General features: G+C 62.7%; 17 protein-coding genes. 12 read left to right on the top strand and 5 right to left on the bottom strand.

Annotated features, from left to right (window positions below; all coding sequences use genetic code 11):
* Nucleotides 1–69: 69 nt before the first annotated feature.
* The 11 genes from infB (at nucleotide 70) to gyrA (ending at nucleotide 13,967) form a co-directional block, all read left to right on the top strand.
* Nucleotides 70–2,877 carry a translation initiation factor IF-2 gene (gene infB / locus DK366_RS17320; protein ID WP_109126825.1) on the top strand — a complete coding sequence of 936 codons (2,808 nt, stop codon included), beginning with the start codon at nucleotides 70–72 and terminating at the stop codon, nucleotides 2,875–2,877.
* Between the two features lie 161 nt (nucleotides 2,878–3,038).
* Complete coding sequence (gene rbfA, locus DK366_RS17315; RefSeq protein ID WP_109126824.1) at nucleotides 3,039–3,434, top strand: 30S ribosome-binding factor RbfA; 396 nt, start codon at nucleotides 3,039–3,041, stop codon at nucleotides 3,432–3,434.
* A 60-nt stretch (nucleotides 3,435–3,494) separates the two neighbouring features.
* Nucleotides 3,495–4,436, top strand: coding sequence for a tRNA pseudouridine(55) synthase TruB (gene truB, locus DK366_RS17310; protein ID WP_109126823.1), 942 nt, complete (start codon nucleotides 3,495–3,497; stop codon nucleotides 4,434–4,436).
* Between the two features lie 144 nt (nucleotides 4,437–4,580).
* Nucleotides 4,581–4,850, top strand: coding sequence for a 30S ribosomal protein S15 (rpsO, locus tag DK366_RS17305; RefSeq protein WP_109126822.1), 270 nt, complete (start codon nucleotides 4,581–4,583; stop codon nucleotides 4,848–4,850).
* A gap of 82 nt (nucleotides 4,851–4,932) precedes the next feature.
* Nucleotides 4,933–7,038, top strand: coding sequence for a polyribonucleotide nucleotidyltransferase (pnp, locus tag DK366_RS17300; protein ID WP_109126821.1), 2,106 nt, complete (start codon nucleotides 4,933–4,935; stop codon nucleotides 7,036–7,038).
* A gap of 364 nt (nucleotides 7,039–7,402) precedes the next feature.
* Nucleotides 7,403–8,461: a poly(R)-hydroxyalkanoic acid synthase subunit PhaE gene (locus tag DK366_RS17295; protein WP_157956602.1), complete on the top strand. Its 1,059-nt coding sequence runs from the start codon at nucleotides 7,403–7,405 to the stop codon at nucleotides 8,459–8,461.
* 9 nt (nucleotides 8,462–8,470) lie between these two features.
* Nucleotides 8,471–9,538, top strand: coding sequence for a class III poly(R)-hydroxyalkanoic acid synthase subunit PhaC (locus tag DK366_RS17290; RefSeq protein ID WP_109126819.1), 1,068 nt, complete (start codon nucleotides 8,471–8,473; stop codon nucleotides 9,536–9,538).
* 27 nt (nucleotides 9,539–9,565) lie between these two features.
* A complete protein-coding gene (locus DK366_RS17285; protein WP_109126818.1) occupies nucleotides 9,566–9,751 on the top strand; it encodes a PspC domain-containing protein in 186 nt (61 codons plus the stop codon).
* 63 nt (nucleotides 9,752–9,814) lie between these two features.
* Nucleotides 9,815–10,828 carry an S-methyl-5-thioribose-1-phosphate isomerase gene (mtnA, locus tag DK366_RS17280; protein WP_109126817.1) on the top strand — a complete coding sequence of 338 codons (1,014 nt, stop codon included), beginning with the start codon at nucleotides 9,815–9,817 and terminating at the stop codon, nucleotides 10,826–10,828.
* A complete protein-coding gene (locus DK366_RS17275; protein ID WP_109126816.1) occupies nucleotides 10,825–11,235 on the top strand; it encodes a GtrA family protein in 411 nt (136 codons plus the stop codon). The genes mtnA and DK366_RS17275 overlap by 4 nt, the downstream gene beginning before the upstream one ends.
* A 137-nt stretch (nucleotides 11,236–11,372) precedes the next feature.
* Nucleotides 11,373–13,967, top strand: a complete 2,595-nt coding sequence (gene gyrA, locus DK366_RS17270) for a DNA gyrase subunit A (protein ID WP_109126815.1) — start codon at nucleotides 11,373–11,375, stop codon at nucleotides 13,965–13,967.
* A 157-nt stretch (nucleotides 13,968–14,124) separates the two neighbouring features.
* Here the strand turns inward: gyrA and DK366_RS17265 are convergent, their stop codons facing one another.
* From DK366_RS17265 to DK366_RS17250, 4 genes are all read right to left on the bottom strand, one after another.
* Nucleotides 14,125–14,934, bottom strand: a complete 810-nt coding sequence (locus tag DK366_RS17265) for a DUF1266 domain-containing protein (protein ID WP_157956601.1) — start codon at nucleotides 14,932–14,934, stop codon at nucleotides 14,125–14,127.
* Between the two features lie 160 nt (nucleotides 14,935–15,094).
* A complete protein-coding gene (locus DK366_RS17260; RefSeq protein WP_109126813.1) occupies nucleotides 15,095–15,475 on the bottom strand; it encodes a DUF427 domain-containing protein in 381 nt (126 codons plus the stop codon).
* 81 nt (nucleotides 15,476–15,556) lie between these two features.
* Nucleotides 15,557–16,015, bottom strand: a complete 459-nt coding sequence (locus DK366_RS17255; protein ID WP_109126812.1) for an NUDIX domain-containing protein — start codon at nucleotides 16,013–16,015, stop codon at nucleotides 15,557–15,559.
* Nucleotides 16,012–16,491 carry a peroxiredoxin gene (locus tag DK366_RS17250; RefSeq protein WP_109126811.1) on the bottom strand — a complete coding sequence of 160 codons (480 nt, stop codon included), beginning with the start codon at nucleotides 16,489–16,491 and terminating at the stop codon, nucleotides 16,012–16,014. Before DK366_RS17250 ends, DK366_RS17255 begins: the two co-directional genes overlap by 4 nt.
* 225 nt (nucleotides 16,492–16,716) lie before the next feature.
* Here DK366_RS17250 and DK366_RS17245 point away from each other — a divergent pair, with 225 nt between their 5' ends.
* A complete protein-coding gene (locus DK366_RS17245) occupies nucleotides 16,717–17,619 on the top strand; it encodes a DnaJ C-terminal domain-containing protein (RefSeq protein WP_109126810.1) in 903 nt (300 codons plus the stop codon).
* Between the two features lie 63 nt (nucleotides 17,620–17,682).
* Here the strand turns inward: DK366_RS17245 and pilH are convergent, their stop codons facing one another.
* The gene (gene pilH / locus DK366_RS17240; protein ID WP_109126809.1) at nucleotides 17,683–18,048 is read right to left on the bottom strand and encodes a twitching motility response regulator PilH; all 366 of its coding nucleotides are present in this window, start codon (nucleotides 18,046–18,048) and stop codon (nucleotides 17,683–17,685) included.
* Nucleotides 18,049–18,108: the final 60 nt, after the last annotated feature.

Genomic DNA, 18,108 nt, shown 5'->3' with positions numbered 1-18,108 from the left:
AGGATGGGGTTGGCCGTGCAGGCAAGGCCGCACGGACGTGAAGCGCGGGAACGGCGGAGAAAGAACACGATGTCCGGTGAAACGATCAAACAACTTGCCCAGAGCATGAAAGTACCTGTCGATCGGCTGCTTACGCAGCTGAGTCAGGCTGGCATGTCCTTTTCGGACCCTGAGCAGATCATCAGCAGTACTGAAAAAATGAAGCTGCTGGGCTTCCTGCGGCGCAGCCACGGCAAGGATGCACCGGCTGAAGGTGAGAGCGCGTCCCCGCGCCAGATCACCTTGAAGCGCAGCACGCGCGGCGAACTGAAGCTGTCCACGCCGGGCGGCCGCGGTGCCACGGGCGGTGCCAAGACGGTGAACGTCGAGGTCCGCACCAAGCGCACCTACGTCAAGCGCAGCGTCATCGCCGAAGAGGCGGGCAGCGACGTCGAGCGCGAAGAGGCCGTGCGCAAGCTGCAGGAATCGCAGGCGCAGCGCGACCACGAAGACAACGAGCGCGCCGAGGCCGATCGCCGCCGCCAGGAAGAAGTCCTGCGCGCGGAAGAAAGCCAGCGGCAGCGCGAGGCAGAAGAAGAGCAGCGCCGTCTGCAGGCCGAGGCCGAGGCGGCAGCGCATGCCAAGGAACAGCAGGCCCGCCAGGCCGCCGCTGAAGCCGCTGCTGCGGCCGAGCGCGCCGAGCCCACGCCGGTGGCCGCCGAGCCGGTGGCTGCGCAGCCCGAGAAGCAGGTCCAGGCCGAGCCGGTCGTGCAGCGCATCGACCATAGCTCGCTGGGCATGATCGTGCCGCGCATCCATGAACCGCGTAAGCGCGAAAAGAAAGTGGTGGTGACGCCCGCACCGGCGCCCGCGCCTGCACCGGCGCCCGCACCGGCCGCCGCTGCTGCGGCTACCGCTGCTGGCAACAAGACCCGCTATGCGCGTGAGCGTGAGGAAGGTCCTGGCGGCAAGCGTTTCGCCGCTGGCGAACTGCATCTGAGTGATGCCGATCGCGCACGTCGCTCCAACAACAAGCGCGGTGGCAAGCCCGGCCGTGGTTCCAACCGCGATGTGCCGCGCGCTGGTGCGCCGTCTTCCGGTGGCCCGCATGGCTTTACGCGTCCGACGGCTGCCGTCGTGCGCGAGGTCATGATCGGCGACAGCAACGTCGTCGCCGACCTCGCCAACAAGATGGCGGTGAAGGGTTCGGAAGTGGTCAAGGCCCTCTTCAAGATGGGCGTGATGGCCACCATCAACCAGACCATCGACCACGACACCGCCGTGCTGGTGGTGGAAGAGCTCGGCCACACGCCGGTCGCCGTGAGCGAGAACAACGCCGAAGCCGCGCTGGCTGCCCACACGCAGAACGCGGAGCTGGAAGGCGAGAAGAAGCCGCGCCCGCCGGTGGTCACCATCATGGGCCACGTCGACCACGGCAAGACCTCGACGCTCGACTACATCCGCCGTACCAAGGTGGCCTCCGGCGAAGCCGGTGGCATCACGCAGCACATCGGTGCGTACCACGTGGAAACGCCCAAGGGCGTCATCACGTTCCTGGATACGCCAGGCCATGCAGCGTTCACCTCGATGCGTGCACGCGGCGCCCAGTCCACGGACATCGTGGTGCTGGTGGTCGCAGCCGACGACGGCGTCATGCCGCAGACGGCCGAAGCCGTGAAGCATGCGCGCGCTGCCAAGGTGCCGCTGATCGTGGCGCTGAACAAGATGGACAAGGCCGACGCCAACCCGGACCACGTCAAGCAGGGTCTCGGCAACCTGGAAGTGATTCCGGAAGAATGGGGTGGCGACACGCCGTTCGTGCCGATCTCGGCCAAGACCGGCATGGGCATCGACGATCTGCTCGACGCCATTTCGGTGCAGGCCGAAGTGATGGAGCTGACCGCCGTGGAAGATGGCCCCGCCTCCGGCGTGGTGATCGAATCGAGCCTCGACCGCGGTCGCGGTCCGGTGGCCACGGTGCTGGTGCAGCAGGGCACGCTCAAGCGCGGCGACTTCGTTGTCTGCGGTATCGAGTACGGCCGCATGCGCGCACTGATCGACGAGAACGGCAAGACCGTGCAGGAAGCCGGTCCGTCCATTCCCGTGCAGGTGCTGGGCTTGTCCGGCGTGCCGGAAGCCGGTGACGACTTCGTGGTGGTGGCCGATGAGCGCCTCGCCCGTGAAGTGGCCGCCGAGCGTCAGCTCAAGCGTCGCGAAACGCGCATGGTCAGCAAGGCCAACCGCCTTGAAGACATCATGGCCCAGATGGCGCAGGGTGCCGAGCAGCAGACGCTCAACATCCTGGTCAAGGCCGACGTGCAGGGTTCGGTGCAGGCGCTGCGCGAGTCGCTCAGTGCGATCGGCAACGAGAACGTGAAGGTCAACGTGATCGCAGCCGGCGTCGGCGGCATCACCGAGTCCGACGCCACGCTCGCCGCCGCCTCCAAGGCGCTGGTGATCGGCTTCAACGTCCGTGCGGATGCTTCGGCACGCAAGGTCATTGATACCTCGGGTCTGGATGTCCGTTACTTCTCGATCATTTATGACGTGATCGACCAGGTGAAGCAGGCAGCGTCCGGTCTCCTGGGCAAGGAAGTGCGCGAAGAGATCATCGGCGTGGCGCAGGTCCGCGAAGTCTTCCGCAGCTCCAAGTTCGGTGCGGTGGCCGGTTGCATGGTCATCGAAGGCACGGTCAAGCGCAGCAAGCCGATCCGCGTGCTCCGCGACAACACCGTGGTCTTCCAGGGCGAGCTGGAATCGCTGCGTCGCTTCAAGGACCTCGTCGACGAAGTACGCAACGGCATGGAATGCGGTATCGCCGTGAAGCAGTACAACGACGTCAAGGTCGGCGACCAGATCGAGTGCTTCGAGCGTATCGAGGTGGCCCGCACGCTGTGAGTCAAGGGGCGAGGGGTGGTCGCGAGGGCGCGAAAACCCAACGTCTGGCAAGTCTCCGAAGCCCGGGCATTTTTGTCCGGGCTTCGCATTTTTCGATAAACTGCGAAGTTAGCGCCCTCGCTACTCGCCTCTCGTCCCTGTGACGACGAAGGAGTCATCTCATGCCTTCACGCGATTTCAAGCGTACCGACCGCGTCGGCGCCGAGCTGCGCCGTGAACTGGGCCTGCTGGTCCATGCCGCCGTGCGTGAGCACGGCCTGCCCCTGATGAGCGTGTCCGACGTGGAAGTCACACGTGATCTGGACTGGGCCACCGTGTGGATCACTGCGCTGCAGCCGGAGCGTTCCGCCGAGGCCGTGAAGGCGCTCAAGGAGCTGGCCGTGGAATTCCGTCGCGAACTGTCGCGTTCCATGCGCCTGCGTCGCGTGCCGGAGCTGCGCTTCAAGTACGACGACTCGGTCGACAAGGGCGAGCGCATCGAAAGCCTGCTGCGCCAGGACGCCGAGCGCCATCCCGGGTCGTCCAAGGACGAGACTGAGGATGCGGGCGAGGACTGAGGTTGTGTCCACTGAGATGACCCGGGTCGCCGGGGCAGTGAAGCGGGCCTATGCGACCTCATGAGCAAGAAGAAGAGCAACATTCGTTTCCGCGACCTGCACGGCATCGTCTTGCTGGACAAGCCCCTTGGCTTGAGCTCGAACGAAGCCCTGCAGGTGGTTCGCAAAGGTATTTTCCGCGCGGAGAAGGGCGGACATACCGGCGCGCTCGATCCGCTGGCTACCGGCTTGCTGCCGCTGTGTTTTGGCGAGGCCACCAAGCTTGCCGGCATGCTGCTGGGCTCGCGCAAGGCTTATCTGGCCGAGTGCAAGCTGGGCGCGACGACCAGCACCGCTGATCTCGAAGGCGACGTGGTCCAGACGCGACCGGTACCCGCGCTTTCCGATGCGGCCATCGAGGTCGCCCTGGCCCGGTTGCGCGGACGCATTACCCAGGTGCCGCCGGTTTATTCGGCGATAAAGCTTGATGGCGAGCCGCTCTACGTCAAGGCGCGGCGCGGCGAGGCCGTGGACGTCCCCTCGCGTGAGGTGGATGTCTATCGCCTGGACCTGGTCAGCCGTTCGGACGATAGCCTCACCCTGTACGTTGAGTGCGGCTCGGGCACGTATGTGCGCAGCCTTGCCGTGGATCTGGGCGAAGACCTGGGGTGCGGTGCCCATCTGACCGCGCTGCGCCGCCTGTGGGTGGACCCGTTCAAAGAGCCGGCCATGGTGACGGTCGAGCAGCTTCAGGCCGCTGCCGGGCAGGGGGACGATGCTTTGCTCGCGTTGTTGTTGCCGGTCTCCGCGGGCCTTGCCGGGTTGCCGGTGCTTCGACTGGATGCCAGTCAGAGCCTGGCCGTCTCACAGGGGCAGCAGATTCCGATCGATCCCGCCCTCAGTGGCCAGTTGGCGGTGTTCGCCGACGACGGGCGCTTGCAGATCCTGGGCGAGGCGGTGGCTGGAAAGCTGCACATCGTGCGGGGTTTCAACCTGCCCTCGACCGACCAGCATGGCAGTTGACCATGACGGTCTTGTTGTCATAGGGCTCCGGTCGCTACAATACGGAGCTTGTTCCAGACTTTTCATTCATCTAGGCGAAGCTTGCGCAACGTCATCGCGTGACGTTGCGCAAGCTTCGCACCCGTTTTTTTAGGAAGATCTAACATGTCCCTTACCGCAGAACAGACCGGCAAGATCATCGCTGACTTTGGCCGCGTGCCGAACGACACGGGTTCGCCGGAAGTGCAGGTCGCCCTGCTGTCGGCCCGCATCGACCACCTCACCGGCCACTTCAAGGAGCACAAGCAGGATCACCACTCCCGCCGTGGCCTGTTGAAGCTGGTCAACCAGCGCAAGCGCCTGCTTGCGTACCTGAAGGATCGTGATCTGGCTCGTTACCAGAGCCTGATCGAGCGCCTCGGCCTCCGTCGCTAAGGTTGATGTTCGCGTTCATTGGTGAACGCGAAGATCAAGAAGCGGCCATCCCTGGCCGCACTTCCCAATTCAGGAAAAGACAGTGGCGAAAGTAACCAAGTCATTCCAGTTCGGTAATCACGAAGTCACACTGGAGACGGGCGAAATCGCCCGCCAGGCTTCCGGTGCCGTCATGGTCAGCATGGGCGGCACGGTTGTGCTGGTCACCGTGGTGGCCAACGCCAAGGCGAAAGAAGGTCAAGACTTCTTCCCGCTCACGGTTGATTACGTCGAGAAGTTCTACTCGGCCGGCCGTATCCCCGGTGGCTTCTTCAAGCGCGAAGGCCGCCCGACCGAGAAGGAGACGCTCACCTCGCGTCTGATCGATCGCCCGGTGCGCCCGCTCTTCCCGGAAGAGTTCAAGAACGAAGTGCAGGTCATCGCACAGGTTGTGTCGCTGAACCCGGAAATCGACGGTGACATCCCGGCCATGCTGGGTGCCTCCGCTGCGCTGAGCCTCGCCGGCATCCCGTTCAAGGGCCCGATCGGCGCTGCCCGCGTCGGTTACGCCAACGGCAAGTACCTGCTCAACCCGACCGCCACCGAGCTGAAGACCTCCGAGCTGGACCTGGTCGTCGCCGGTACGGCCAACGCCGTGCTGATGGTGGAGTCGGAAGCCAAGCTGCTCTCCGAAGAAGTGATGCTCGGCGCCGTGGTGTTCGGTCACCAGCAGCTGCAGGTGGCCGTCCGTGCCATCGCCGAGCTGGCCACCGAAGCTGCCCGTCCGTCCATGGCCTGGCAGGCTCCGGCCCGCAACGAGTCGCTCGTCGCCGCCCTCACGGGTGCCGTCGGCAACCAGCTGGAAGCTGCCTTCCAGGTGCGCGACAAGCTGCAGCGCCGTGACGCCATCTCGGCCATCAAGAGCGACGTGCTCGCTTCGCTGGCCGCCGATGCCGAAGCCAAGGGCTGGGACAAGGCCGAGCTGTCGAAGGAATTCGCCGAGCTCGAATACCGCACCATGCGCGACGGCGTCCTCAAGACGAAGATCCGCATCGACGGTCGCAACCTGGACGACGTCCGCCCGATCTCCATCCGTGTCGGCGTGCTGCCGCGCACCCATGGTTCGGCGCTGTTCACCCGCGGCGAAACCCAGGCACTGGTCGTGACCACGCTGGGCACCACCCGTGATGCGCAGATCATCGACGCGCCGGAAGGCGAATCGAAGGATCCGTTCCTGTTCCACTACAACTTCCCGCCGTTCTCGGTCGGTGAAGCCGGTCGCTTCGGCGCGCCGAAGCGTCGCGAAATCGGCCACGGCCGCCTCGCCAAGCGCGGCGTGCAGGCAGTGAAGCCGACCATCGAAGAATTCCCGTACGTGGTGCGCGTGGTCTCGGAAATCACCGAGTCCAACGGTTCCTCGTCGATGGCTTCGGTGTGCGGTTCGTCGCTCGCCATGATGGATGCCGGCGTTCCGCTCAAGGCTCCGGTGGCGGGTATCGCCATGGGCCTGGTGAAGGAAGGCAACGACTTCGTCGTGCTGTCGGACATCCTGGGTGATGAAGATCACCTCGGCGACATGGACTTCAAGGTGGCCGGTAGCGCCGATGGCATCTCCGCGCTGCAGATGGACATCAAGATCGACGGCATCACCGAAGAGATCATGAAGGTGGCGCTGGAACAGGCCAAGCGTGGTCGTCTGCACATCCTCGGCGAAATGGCCAAGGTGATCAGCACCGCCCGCACCGAGATGAGCGAGTTCGCCCCGCGCCTGCTCACCATCAAGATCCATCCGGACAAGATCCGCGAAGTGATCGGCAAGGGTGGCGCCACCATCCGTTCGATCACCGAAGAGACCGGTACCACGATCGACATCAGCGATGACGGCACCGTCATCATCGCCTCGGTCAATCGCGAAGCAGCCAACGCCGCCAAGGCGCGCATCGAGCAGATCGTCTCCGACGTCGAGCCGGGTCGCATCTACGAAGGCAAGGTTGCCAAGCTGATGGACTTCGGCGCGTTCGTGACCATCATGCCGGGCAAGGATGGCCTGGTGCACGTCTCGCAGATTTCCAGCGAGCGCGTGGAGAAGGTCTCCGACAAGCTGAAGGAAGGCGACATCGTCAAGGTCAAGGTGCTGGAAGTGGACAAGCAGGGCCGTATCCGCCTGTCCATGAAGGCCGTGACCGAGGACGAAGGCACCAGCGCCTGAGTCGTGGTCAACACGTACTGAAAAAAGCCCGGCGAAAGCCGGGCTTTTTTTATGTGATGGCCAGAACAAAGGCCGCCTGAAGCCCGACCACGCGTCGTGCTCCCTCACCGTCATTCCCGCGACGGCGGGAATCCAGTGACTTTGACGTTGACTTTTCACCGAAAGAAAGGCGCTGGATTCCCGCCTTCCCGGGAATGACGGTGAGGCGGGCCGGGGGGGACTTCTCGCCACCTCCTGCGCCACATGACCACCAGCTGATTGCTGCGCCGCACGATCGCATTTATAGGCATTCACCTAATGCGCTTTTTGCGATTCCGGCAACATGCTTTTGCTACGATGCCGTGAGCATGATGAGGGTGTGGGCATGGCCGACCAGGCAAGTGATTTTCTGAAGGATTACCAGGCAATGGCGCAGCAATCCTGGGATGCCTGGACCCGTTACCTGCAACAGCAAACGGCTTCCGCCGGGCCGTTCGGGGCAGGGGCCGCAGCATTCACGCCAGCCGGCACCAGCGATGACCTGATGGCGCGCAGCATGGCTGCCCTGAAAGGGTATGGCGACTGGCTGCAGGGCGCGGTCAGCAGCGGCATGGGGCAGGGCCCCGCCGATTGGCAGCAATCGCTGCAGAGTCTTTTTTCGACGCTGGGCGGCCAGCCGTTCGCGCACGCCTTTGCCAGCATCGACAGCGAAGCCGCCAAGAGCTTCGGCCAGATCTGGCAGTCATGGATGCAGGCCAATCCCCAGGGCATGCCGGGGATGAAGTTCGACGTCGAGCACATGGCAGCCTTCGGCTATACGCGCGAGCGCCAACGCTTGCAGCAGGCGCTGGCGGCGGCCATGCAGGACTACCTCGAATGGTCCGGCAAATACCAGTCGCTCATCCAGCGCGCGAACAACGAAGGTTTCGAACGGTTGCAGCTCAAGATTGCCGAGCTGACCGAGTCGTCCAAGCAGGTCGAATCGCTCAAGGCGCTTTACGATCTGTGGGTGGACGCGGCGGAAGAGGCATACGCCAAGATTGCCTTGTCCGAGGAATTTCGCCATGCCTACGGCGAAATGGTCAATGCACAGGGACGCATGCGCCGATTGCAGCAACAGCAGCTCGATGCATTCTGCCGCGACATGGGCATGCCCACGCGCAATGAAGTGACGTCGCTAGGCAAGCGCATGCACGAGCTGCGCCGCGAAGTACGCGGCCAGCGTCCCGCGCAGGAAGGTGACGAAGTGGCGGCGTTGCGCGCGGAAGTGGCTGCGCTCAAGCGTCAGCTGGCAGGCAAGGCAGAAACAGCCAAGCCCGCTGAAAAGAAAGCACCGTCGCGCAGCGGCAAGCGCGCCATGGACGAAGCCCTCGATGTGCGTCATCCCAAGGCATCTTCCGTGGCCGCCCGTAAAACCGTGGCGCGCGGCGTCAAGCGAAAGTAAGGAACACTCATGCAGCCACCGCTTCGCCTCGACCCCGCCGCGCTGATGGGCGAAATCGCCGCCTTCCAGCGCAAGCTGGCCGCCGGCATGGACAACCTCAAGCATCAGCTTGAGCCCGAATACGCCAATACGCCGCGTGAGCTGGTGTATCGCGAAGACAAGCTCTCCGTCTGGCGCATGAAGGGGCAGGGCAAGCCCACGGCCACCACGCCCACGCTGATCGTCTATGCGCTGGTCAATACCGTGTGGATGACCGATCTTCAGGAAGACCGTTCCATGGTGCGCAACCTGCTCGAACAGGGCGAGGACGTGTACCTGCTCGATTGGGGTTATCCCGATGCCGCCGATCGCTGGCTGACGCTGGATGACTACATCAACGGTTATCTCGACCGCTGCGTGGATGCCGTGCGCAAGTCGGCCGGCGTCGAAGCGATCAACCTGCTTGGCATTTGCCAGGGCGGCACGTTCTCGTTGTGCTACACCGCGACGCACGGCGAGAAGGTAAAAAACCTGATTACCATGGTCACGCCGGTGGATTTCAAGACACCGGACAACATGCTGTCGAGCTGGTCGCAGCATTTGGACGTCGATTTGTTTGTCGACACCATGGGCAATATTCCCGCCGAATTGCTCAACTGGGTGTACCTCACGTTGAAGCCCGTGCGACTCAACCAGCAGAAATACGTGGGTTTGGTCGACATTCTCGACAACCCGAAAGAGCTGCAGAATTTCCTGCGCATGGAACGCTGGATCTTTGACTCGCCGGATCAGGCGGGCGAAGCTTTCCGTGAATTCATCAAGGAGTTCTATCAGCAGAACAAGCTGATCAAGGGCGACCTGATCATCGGTGGCAAGCCGGTGGACCTGGGCATGATCACCCAGCCGGTGCTGAACATCTTCGCCGAGCAGGATCACCTGGTTCCGCCCGATGCCTCGCGCGCGCTGGAAAAGCATGTGGGCAGCACCGACTACACGCAGATCGCCTTCAAGGGCGGCCACATCGGCATCTACGTGTCCGGTCGCGCCCAGCGTGAAGTGCCGCCGGCTATCCATCAGTGGCTCAGTACGAGAAACTGAGCCCTCTCAATACGCACGGGCAGGGTTATGGAAAAGCGTCTGCATCGATCACTTACGGACAAGAAAATCGCCGGCGTCTGCGGCGGTATCGCCCAATACCTTGGCTGGGATCCCACCCTGGTGCGCCTGCTCTGGGTGATCCTGACCCTGCTGGGCGGCTCGGGCATCCTGATCTACATCGTGTTGTGGATCGTGATGCCCGAAGGCGCCTGATCTCACGGCAGGCGCAGGTTTGCGCCGCCGCTCCCGTTTTCAACGCATAGCTGAAGTAGTTTTATGGATTACGACCGTTACGACCGCATCCGCGCCGTGCAGTGGCAGGGCGACCATCTTCGTCTGCTCGACCAGCGCCTGCTTCCGCAGGAAGAACGCTGGATCGACTGCACCAGCGCAGCCCAGGTGACGCTGGCCATCAAGGATCTCGCCGTCCGCGGCGCACCGGCCATCGGCATCGCCGCGGCCTGGGGCGTGGTGTTGGCAGCGAAGCAGGGCGAGGCGCTGGACGGCGCACTGGCCATGCTTCGTGCCGCGCGTCCGACGGCGGTGAACCTGATGTGGGCGCTGGACCGCATGAAGGCGAGCATCGCCAAGGGCGCCGATGCCACTGCGCTGGAGCGCGAGGCGCAGGCCATCCAGGACGAAGACCTCGCGGCCAACCGTCACATGGGCGAACTCGGCGCGGCTCTCATCGCCCCGCATTCGGGCGTGCTTACCCACTGCAACACGGGTTCGCTGGCGACTTCGGGTTTTGGCACCGCGCTTGGCGTCATTCGCGCCGGCGTCGCTGGCGGCCGCATCGATCAGGTGTTCGCGGGCGAAACGCGGCCGTGGCAACAAGGCGCGCGGCTCACCATGTGGGAACTGGTGCGTGACGGCATTCCCGCCAAGCTCATTGCCGATTCGGCTGCGTCGCATTTGATGCGTTCGGGTGCGGTGCAGTGGGTCATCGTGGGGGCGGATCGCATTGCCGCCAACGGCGACACCGCCAACAAGATCGGCACGTATCAGCTCGCCATTGCCGCGCGCCATCACGGCGTGAAGTTCATGGTGGTGGCGCCGTCTTCCACCGTGGACATGGCGACGGCGTCGGGTGACGACATCGAGATCGAACTTCGCGATTCGGCCGAGCTTCTGGCTGTTGCCGGTCGTCGCACGGTGGTGGAGGGCGCGGATGCCTGGAATCCGGTGTTCGACGTCACGCCTGCCGACCTTATCGATGCGATTGTGACGGAGCGTGGCGTGATCGAGCGTCCCACTACCAAGGCCATGCAGGCCCTCTTCGGTCGATGAAGCTCTCGCGGCAGTTCTTTCTCTTCATGATCGGCGGCATCATCGGCTTCGTCGTTGATGCCGGCCTTGCGCAGGCGCTGGTGAGCTGGTGTGGCTGGAACGCGTACTACGCGCGCCTGCTGTCCATTCCCATGGCGGCGACGGCGACGTGGTTGTGGAACCGCCGACAGACCTTCAAGAACCTCGAAAGTGGCCGCAGCCTGTTCTCCGAATGGGCGCACTGGATGGCGCTGATGGGCGTCGGTGCGCTGGTCAATTACGGCACCTACGCCGCGCTTTTGATGGCCTTTCCGATGCTGCATCGCTGGCCTGCGATCGCCACGGCGGGTGGCTCGCTCGTCGCTGCGCTGTTCAATTTTTCGACAGCGCGACTGATGCTTTTCAAGGGCGCCAAAACGTCCGTATAAGCCCTTGATTTTCAAGGTGAAAATACTGTGAATTCCGCGCCCGGCGTGTTACAATTCGCAGGTTGTCTCAAGGCTGCCCGCGCCTGGTTCCAGGGGGAGCGCGCAGGGGCCCACATTCTTCATCAGGGAACCGATTGATGGCAGAACTCGCCAAAGAAGTCATTCGCGTCAACATCGAAGACGAAATGCGCCAGAGCTACCTCGATTACGCCATGAGCGTGATCGTGGGACGCGCCCTTCCCGATGTACGTGATGGCTTGAAACCGGTACATCGTCGCGTTCTGTTCGCCATGAACGAACTGGGCAATGCATGGAACAAGCCCTATAAGAAATCGGCCCGCGTGGTCGGTGACGTCATCGGTAAATACCACCCGCACGGCGATTCGTCGGTGTATGACGCCATCGTCCGCATGGCGCAGCCATTCTCGCTGCGCTACATGCTGGTGGACGGCCAGGGTAACTTCGGTTCGGTCGACGGCGACAACGCAGCAGCCATGCGTTACACCGAGGTGCGCATGTCGCGCCTTACGCAGGAACTGCTCGCCGACATCGACAAGGACACCGTCAACTTCGGTCCGAACTACGACGAAAGCGAACACGAACCGCTGGTGCTGCCCACCCGCGTGCCGAACCTGCTGATCAACGGTTCGGCCGGTATTGCCGTGGGCATGGCCACCAACGTGCCGCCGCACAACCTGACCGAAGTGGTCGCGGCCACCATCGCCCTGATCGACGAGCCCACGCTGTCGATCGACGACCTGATGCACTACATCCCCGGTCCGGATTTCCCGACCGCCGGCATCATCAACGGCTCGTCGGGCATCGTCGAGGCGTACCGCACCGGTCGCGGTCGCATCCTGGTGCGTGCGCGCACCGAGATCGAAACCGAATCCAACGGTCGCGAGACGATCATCGTCCACGAGCTGCCGTACCAGGTGAACAAGGCTCGCCTGATCGAAAAGATCGCCGAGCTGGTGAAGGAAAAGAAGCTCGAAGGCATCAGCGAACTGCGTGATGAGTCCGACAAGGACGGCATGCGCATGGTCATCGAAATCCGCCGCGATTCGATGGCCGACGTGGTGCTCAACAACCTGTTCCAGCAGACGCAGCTGCAGGTGACGTTCGGCATCAACATGGTTGCGCTTTTGGACGGCCAACCGCGTTTGCTGAACCTCAAGGACATCCTTGAAGCGTTCATCCGTCACCGCCGTGAAGTGGTGACGCGTCGTACCATTTTCGATCTGCGCAAGGCTCGCGCCCGCGCGCATATCCTTGAAGGTCTCACCGTCGCGCTCGCCAACATCGACGAGATGATCGAGCTGATCCGCACCTCGGCTTCGCCGCAGGAAGCACGCGAGCGCATGCTCGCGCGCAAGTGGCAGCCGGGCATGGTGTCGACGCTGCTTGGGGCTGCGGGTGCCGAAGCGTCGCGTCCGGAAGACATGGACCCGCGCGATGGCCTGAAAGCCGAGGGTTACCAGCTGTCCGAAGTGCAGGCGCAGGAAATTCTCGCGATGCGCCTGCATCGCCTGACCGGCCTGGAACAGGAAAAGCTGTCCGACGAATATCGCCAGGTACTGGAGACCATTCGTGGCCTCATCGAAATCCTGGAAGATCCCGCACGCCTGCTCTCCGTGATTCGCGAAGAACTGGAAGCGGTGAAGGAAGAGTTCGGCGACGATCGTCGCACCGAGATCCAGCATTCGCAGGAAGATCTCAACGTGCTCGACCTGATCGCCCCGGAAGACGTGGTGGTCACGCTGTCGCACACCGGTTACGTGAAGCGCCAGCCGGCCAGCACGTATCGCGCCCAGCGTCGCGGCGGCAAGGGCCGTTCGGCCTCGGCGTTGAAGGACGAGGATTTCGTCGAGCAGCTGTGGGTGGTGAACACGCACGACACGCTGCTCACCTTCACCAGCACCGGTCGCGTGTACTGGCTCAACGTGTACCAGATGCCCGAATCGGGTCCGAACGCGCGTGGCAAGCCCATGGTGAACCTGCTGCCGCTGGGTGAGGGCGAGAAGGTGCAGGCCGTGTTGCCGGTGCGTGAGTACACCGAAGATCGCTTCGTGTTCTTCGCCACCAAGCAGGGCACGGTGAAGAAGACGCCGCTGACCGAGTTCGCGTTCCAGCTGCAGAAGGGCAAGATCGCCATCAACCTCGACGAGGGTGATGCGCTGGTCAATGTCGCGCTCACCGACGGCAACAGCGATGTGCTGCTGTTTGCGTCCAACGGCAAGACGGTGCGCTTCGACGAATCGGAAGTGCGTTCGATGGGCCGTACGGCTACCGGCGTGCGCGGCATGAAGCTGGGTGATGGTGCCGAAGTGGTCTCGCTGATCGTGGCCGCCGAGGGCGACATCCTCACGGCGACGGAACGCGGCTACGGCAAGCGCACCACGCTCGATGAGTTCCCCAAGAAGGGGCGTGGCACGCAGGGCGTCATCGGCATCCAGTGTTCCGAGCGTAACGGTGCGTTGGTTGCCGCTGTCCAGGCGGGCGAAGCGCACGAACTGATGCTGATCTCCGATCAGGGCACGTTGGTGCGTACGCGTGTGGCGGAAGTCTCGCAGCTGAGTCGCAACACGCAGGGCGTCACGCTGATTCGCCTGCCGACCGACGAAAAGCTGGTGAGCGTGGTGCGTCTGGATGCGGAACAGGAGAACGGCGAAGGCGAGGGCGAGGAAAGCCCGGTCGACGCAGCTCCCGAGGCACCTGCCGACGGCGAGTGATCTTCAGTTCCTCGAACAAAAGAAACCCGGTCTTAGCCGGGTTTCTTTTTAGGGGATCAATTGAAGACGGCAACTGCCCAATTCATCGATTGCATTGAAGTTCGACGAACCGACTTCGACCTAAGGCTAAGCGTTCCCCTTGAGGTGGCTTTATCGCTTAAATCAGGGGCGTTTCTGATCGGAGACCGATGTCCTTAAGTGGGTAGTCCTGCCAGAGATGCGGGCGACCAAGCCATGTATCTTTGCCGTTAAGTAATTCCTTTACTGCAGCCACGCCATTGGCGGTGTCAGGTTCACCGCTAAATGTTGCCGCTCGGCCGAGGACAAAAGACGCGCCGTATTCGGTCCACGAAGCGAACTCGTGGCATGACTGATCGGCAACCCATGCCAGGTGGCGCCATGTTTCATCTTCTGTCAGATAACCCAAGTGGAAACAGCCACGCGCCAACCATGCGATGCGTTCATAATCGTAGGCGGCCATGGATAGGTTCGCAGGCAATGCTAGCCCTTCTTTCAACCATGCTTCCTTGACCCGATTCCAACGCGCAATGTCGGCGCCACTGAGATATTCAAGTGCCTCCGAGTTTCCGCTCATTTGCAGGCGCTTGAAGTCATCACCAAAGTAGGCCCGGCGCCCTTCACTGATGAGTGCTTGAATTGCGTTGATGGCGGACTGCCTGTCGTTAATTTCCCATGCTTCGGCGAGCCCGACGCGAAGGTCGTTAATCTTGTAAGACGCAGTGTATCGGTTGCGTTGGGGGAGGATTCGTAACGCCTCACCGTTGCGCTTTGCCATGATGACGCCGAAACACAACAATTGTTCGCGCTCTGGCGGCTGCTCTAGGTTTTTTTGGTCTTTGCGGCGCGCGTATGTCTCCAGCTTGGTCAGCACATAGAAAGCGAGCGCAGCCATGGCGATCGCCATCGCGGCTACCATGGCTACGCCCAGCACTACTTGCCACTTCATATTCCATGTCCTTCGCCGTCTAGAGAAGAGACAGCCTATGGACATGGCAAAGGGAAAAATATCAGATAAATCTTGAGTGCAAGGGCGTTGCGTGACTTCGATCGAGCGCGGCAGAGCCCGATAGTATTCCTTGGCACGAACGATAATTCCGCTGCCGCTGTTAGTTCTGTATCACTTCGAAGGCATCCACGCGTGTTGGGTAGAACGCTAGATGTCCATTAATGGCGGCAACGGCATCGTAGGGATGCTCGTACGTCCAGACGGCGTTGGTGCCGCGTTCGCCGGCCGAGGGAATGCTGTAGTACGAGCAGTCGCCTTTGTAAGGGCAATACGTATGGTGATCCGTGCGTTGAAGTAGCGACATGTCCACGTTCTTGCGCGGGATGTAGTGCACCACGGGATAGTTGGCTTCTTGAAGGCTCAATGACGCCCGCGTATCGGCGACGATCTTGCCGGCCACGCGCACGACGATGTGATCGGCACTCGGCGTAACGGAAATGGGATGGTCCGGTCCCGGAATGCGTTGTTCTCTGGCTGCCATGAGTGTGGCCCTTGTCGGAACGAATCGAAGGCCGAGGCTACGCGAGCGGCCAGCAAGAAACGGTGTACGGCGGCGCCGGGTTCACCAGCCGAAAGCCGAGAACGATGTCCCTTGAAGCCCTTGCTCCATCCCTTGTCGTACATAGGCAATCAAGGGTGCGGGCAGTTCCGACAGGGCATGCCAGCCGATGCGGTCATGCTTGCCGGGCTCGCCGAGCATGGGCGAGCCGGTCCACGATTCAGCGACGAAAAAGGCACCCAGCCATTCATCGCCGTTGTCACCCGCACGGCAGTGAAGCAGGTGAACGAGTGTCAGGTTGCGCTCTTGTACGTTGAGCCCGGTTTCCTCGCGAAGCTCCCGCACCGCCGCCTGCTCAAGCGTTTCGCCTCCCTCGTGCGCACCCGCGGGAAGGCTCCAGCAGCCGTCATGCCATCCTGTGTTGGCTCGACGCAGGAGCAACAAGTCCTCTCCCTGCCGAACGATAACGAAGACGCTCACGCTCACGGCGTGGCGCGTCCTCACCCGTGTCGTTCCGGTCATCCGATGGCTTCGAGCATCGCTTCGGCGGTCGAGACGCGGAACTCGCCCGGAGCTTCGACGTTGAGCAGCTTGACGACGCCGTCTTCCGCGTACAAGGCGAAACGGCGAGCGCGAAGGCCCATGCCATAGCCACTGCCGTCGAGTTCGAGACCCAGCGCCTTGGTGAAGTTGCCGTTGCCATCCGCCAGCATGAGCAGTCCGGCCGGTACCTTTTGCGAGGCCGCCCATGCCTGCATGACGTAGGCATCGTTCACGGCCAGGCACATCACCTCGATGCCGCGCGACTGGAACTGCGCGAACTGCTCCACGTAGCCGGGCAGGTGGCGGTTGGAGCAGGTGGGCGTGAACGCGCCGGGCACGGCGAACAGCACCACCTTGCGGCCGGCGAACAACGATGCGGATTGAACCTGCTCGATACCGTCGCCGACGACGCGGATTTCGACGTCGGGCAGGGTATCGCCAACCTGGATGCTCATGGGAGGTGGCCTGTGGTGTAGGGAAGAGGCGATGCTAGCGCCGAGAGGCCGCCTTGTCGCCTTGAATCACGCGGTTTTCGCACCCATTTGGCTGACCATAGAGAGGGTGGCGAAACATCGCCATGCATGACCCAACCAAGTCGGGCGAACCTCGCCGACCAGCCGGTGGGGCTGCGGGTGCTCCTGCAGCATCGGTTCGGGCGGGTGGATTGCCGGGGAGTGGCAGTGGAATTCAAAGACTATTACGACATTCTTGGCGTGAAGCCTGATGCCAGCGAGGCGGACATCAAGGCCGCCTATCGCAAGCTGGCCAAGAAATACCATCCGGACCGCAACAAGGACGCGGGCGCCGAGGACAAGTTCAAGGCCATCAACGAAGCCAACGAAGTGCTTCGTGATGCCGAGAAGCGCCGCGCGTACGACGAGCTTCGCGCCGGCGGCTATCGCGGTGGCGAACAGTTCCGGCCGCCGCCGGGCTGGGGGCAGAGCCACGGTTTCGATTTCGGCGGCGACGGCGGCGGCGATTTCAGCGACTTCTTCGAAAGCCTGTTCGGACGCGGCGGTGCCAGTGCGCATCGCGGTGCGCCACGCGCGCGTCGCGGTGGCGATGTACACGCCCACGTGCAGATCGATCTGCAGACCGCGTTCGATGGCGGTCGCACGCGTCTGGCCCTGCAGGATGGAAGCGGTGGCGAGCGCGTGCTGGAGGTGAAGATTCCGGCCGGTATCCAGCCGGGTCAGGTGATTCGCCTGGCCGGGCAGGGGCACAGTGGCTCAGGTGGCGCGCCTAACGGTGACCTGCTGTTGGAAGTGGGCATCCGCGATGACGCGCGATTCCGTTTGGACGGCCGAAACGTGTTGCATACATTGCCCATCGCACCATGGGAAGCTGCGCTGGGCGCCACCGTGCCGGTGCCGACGCTGGCCGGCGCGGTCGACCTGCGCATTCCTGCGGGTTCGCAATCCGGGCGCAAACTTCGATTGAAAGGACGCGGTTTGCCGGGAGCTCATCCGGGCGACCAGCTGGTGGAGCTTTCCATTCGCGCGCCGTTGGCTGATACGGATGCGCAGAAAAAAGCCTACGAAAGCCTGCGCGATGAATTTAGCGATTACGATCCACGCGGCTGAGCACACGCCTCAACGAAAAACGGCGCCGAAAGGCGCCGTTTTTTGTGGAACTGATCACCAGCATCACGCGGGCAGCAGTTCCTTGAGCGTGGTCACCAGTTCCTCTTCCTTGATCGGTTTGGTGACGTACGCCTTGGCGCCCTGGCGCAGGCCCCACACCTTGTCGGTTTCCTGGTCCTTCGTGGTCACCAGCACGACGGGAATGTGCTGCGTGTCCGGGTCCTTGCTGATGGTGCGCGTGGCCTGAAAGCCATTGAGGTTCGGCATGACCACGTCCATCAGGATCAGGTCGGGGCGTTCGCGCCGGGCCGCCTCGACACCAGCGGCGCCGTCCTCGGCAGTCAACGCTTCATGCCCGAGCTTTTCGACGATGCGCTTGATGCCCAACAGCTGCGACGGCGAATCGTCGACGATCAGGATGCGTGCCATAAGGTGGAATTCCCCTTGTTGTTTCGTTGGATTCTATGACGCTGTCGCGGAGCTTCCAAG

Source organism: Dyella sp. C11, from assembly GCF_003121485.1.
GTDB lineage: Bacteria > Pseudomonadota > Gammaproteobacteria > Xanthomonadales > Rhodanobacteraceae > Dyella.
The sequence above is the reverse complement of the archived record's forward strand: the minus strand, read 5'-3'. Positions and strand labels throughout refer to the sequence as shown.

Bases quoted from the DNA above. Each gene is read 5' to 3' on its own strand.
- infB (WP_109126825.1), top strand. From the start codon at position 70: ATGTCCGGTGAAACGATCAAACAACTTGCCCAGAGCATGAAAGTACCT.
- rbfA (WP_109126824.1), top strand. From the start codon at position 3,039: ATGCCTTCACGCGATTTCAAGCGTACCGACCGCGTCGGCGCCGAGCTG.
- truB (WP_109126823.1), top strand. From the start codon at position 3,495: ATGAGCAAGAAGAAGAGCAACATTCGTTTCCGCGACCTGCACGGCATC.
- rpsO (WP_109126822.1), top strand. From the start codon at position 4,581: ATGTCCCTTACCGCAGAACAGACCGGCAAGATCATCGCTGACTTTGGC.
- DK366_RS17295 (WP_157956602.1), top strand. From the start codon at position 7,403: ATGGCCGACCAGGCAAGTGATTTTCTGAAGGATTACCAGGCAATGGCG.
- DK366_RS17290 (WP_109126819.1), top strand. From the start codon at position 8,471: ATGCAGCCACCGCTTCGCCTCGACCCCGCCGCGCTGATGGGCGAAATC.
- DK366_RS17285 (WP_109126818.1), top strand. From the start codon at position 9,566: ATGGAAAAGCGTCTGCATCGATCACTTACGGACAAGAAAATCGCCGGC.
- mtnA (WP_109126817.1), top strand. From the start codon at position 9,815: ATGGATTACGACCGTTACGACCGCATCCGCGCCGTGCAGTGGCAGGGC.
- DK366_RS17275 (WP_109126816.1), top strand. From the start codon at position 10,825: ATGAAGCTCTCGCGGCAGTTCTTTCTCTTCATGATCGGCGGCATCATC.
- gyrA (WP_109126815.1), top strand. From the start codon at position 11,373: ATGGCAGAACTCGCCAAAGAAGTCATTCGCGTCAACATCGAAGACGAA.
- DK366_RS17265 (WP_157956601.1), bottom strand. From the start codon at position 14,934: ATGAAGTGGCAAGTAGTGCTGGGCGTAGCCATGGTAGCCGCGATGGCG.
- DK366_RS17260 (WP_109126813.1), bottom strand. From the start codon at position 15,475: ATGGCAGCCAGAGAACAACGCATTCCGGGACCGGACCATCCCATTTCC.
- DK366_RS17255 (WP_109126812.1), bottom strand. From the start codon at position 16,015: ATGACCGGAACGACACGGGTGAGGACGCGCCACGCCGTGAGCGTGAGC.
- DK366_RS17250 (WP_109126811.1), bottom strand. From the start codon at position 16,491: ATGAGCATCCAGGTTGGCGATACCCTGCCCGACGTCGAAATCCGCGTC.
- pilH (WP_109126809.1), bottom strand. From the start codon at position 18,048: ATGGCACGCATCCTGATCGTCGACGATTCGCCGTCGCAGCTGTTGGGC.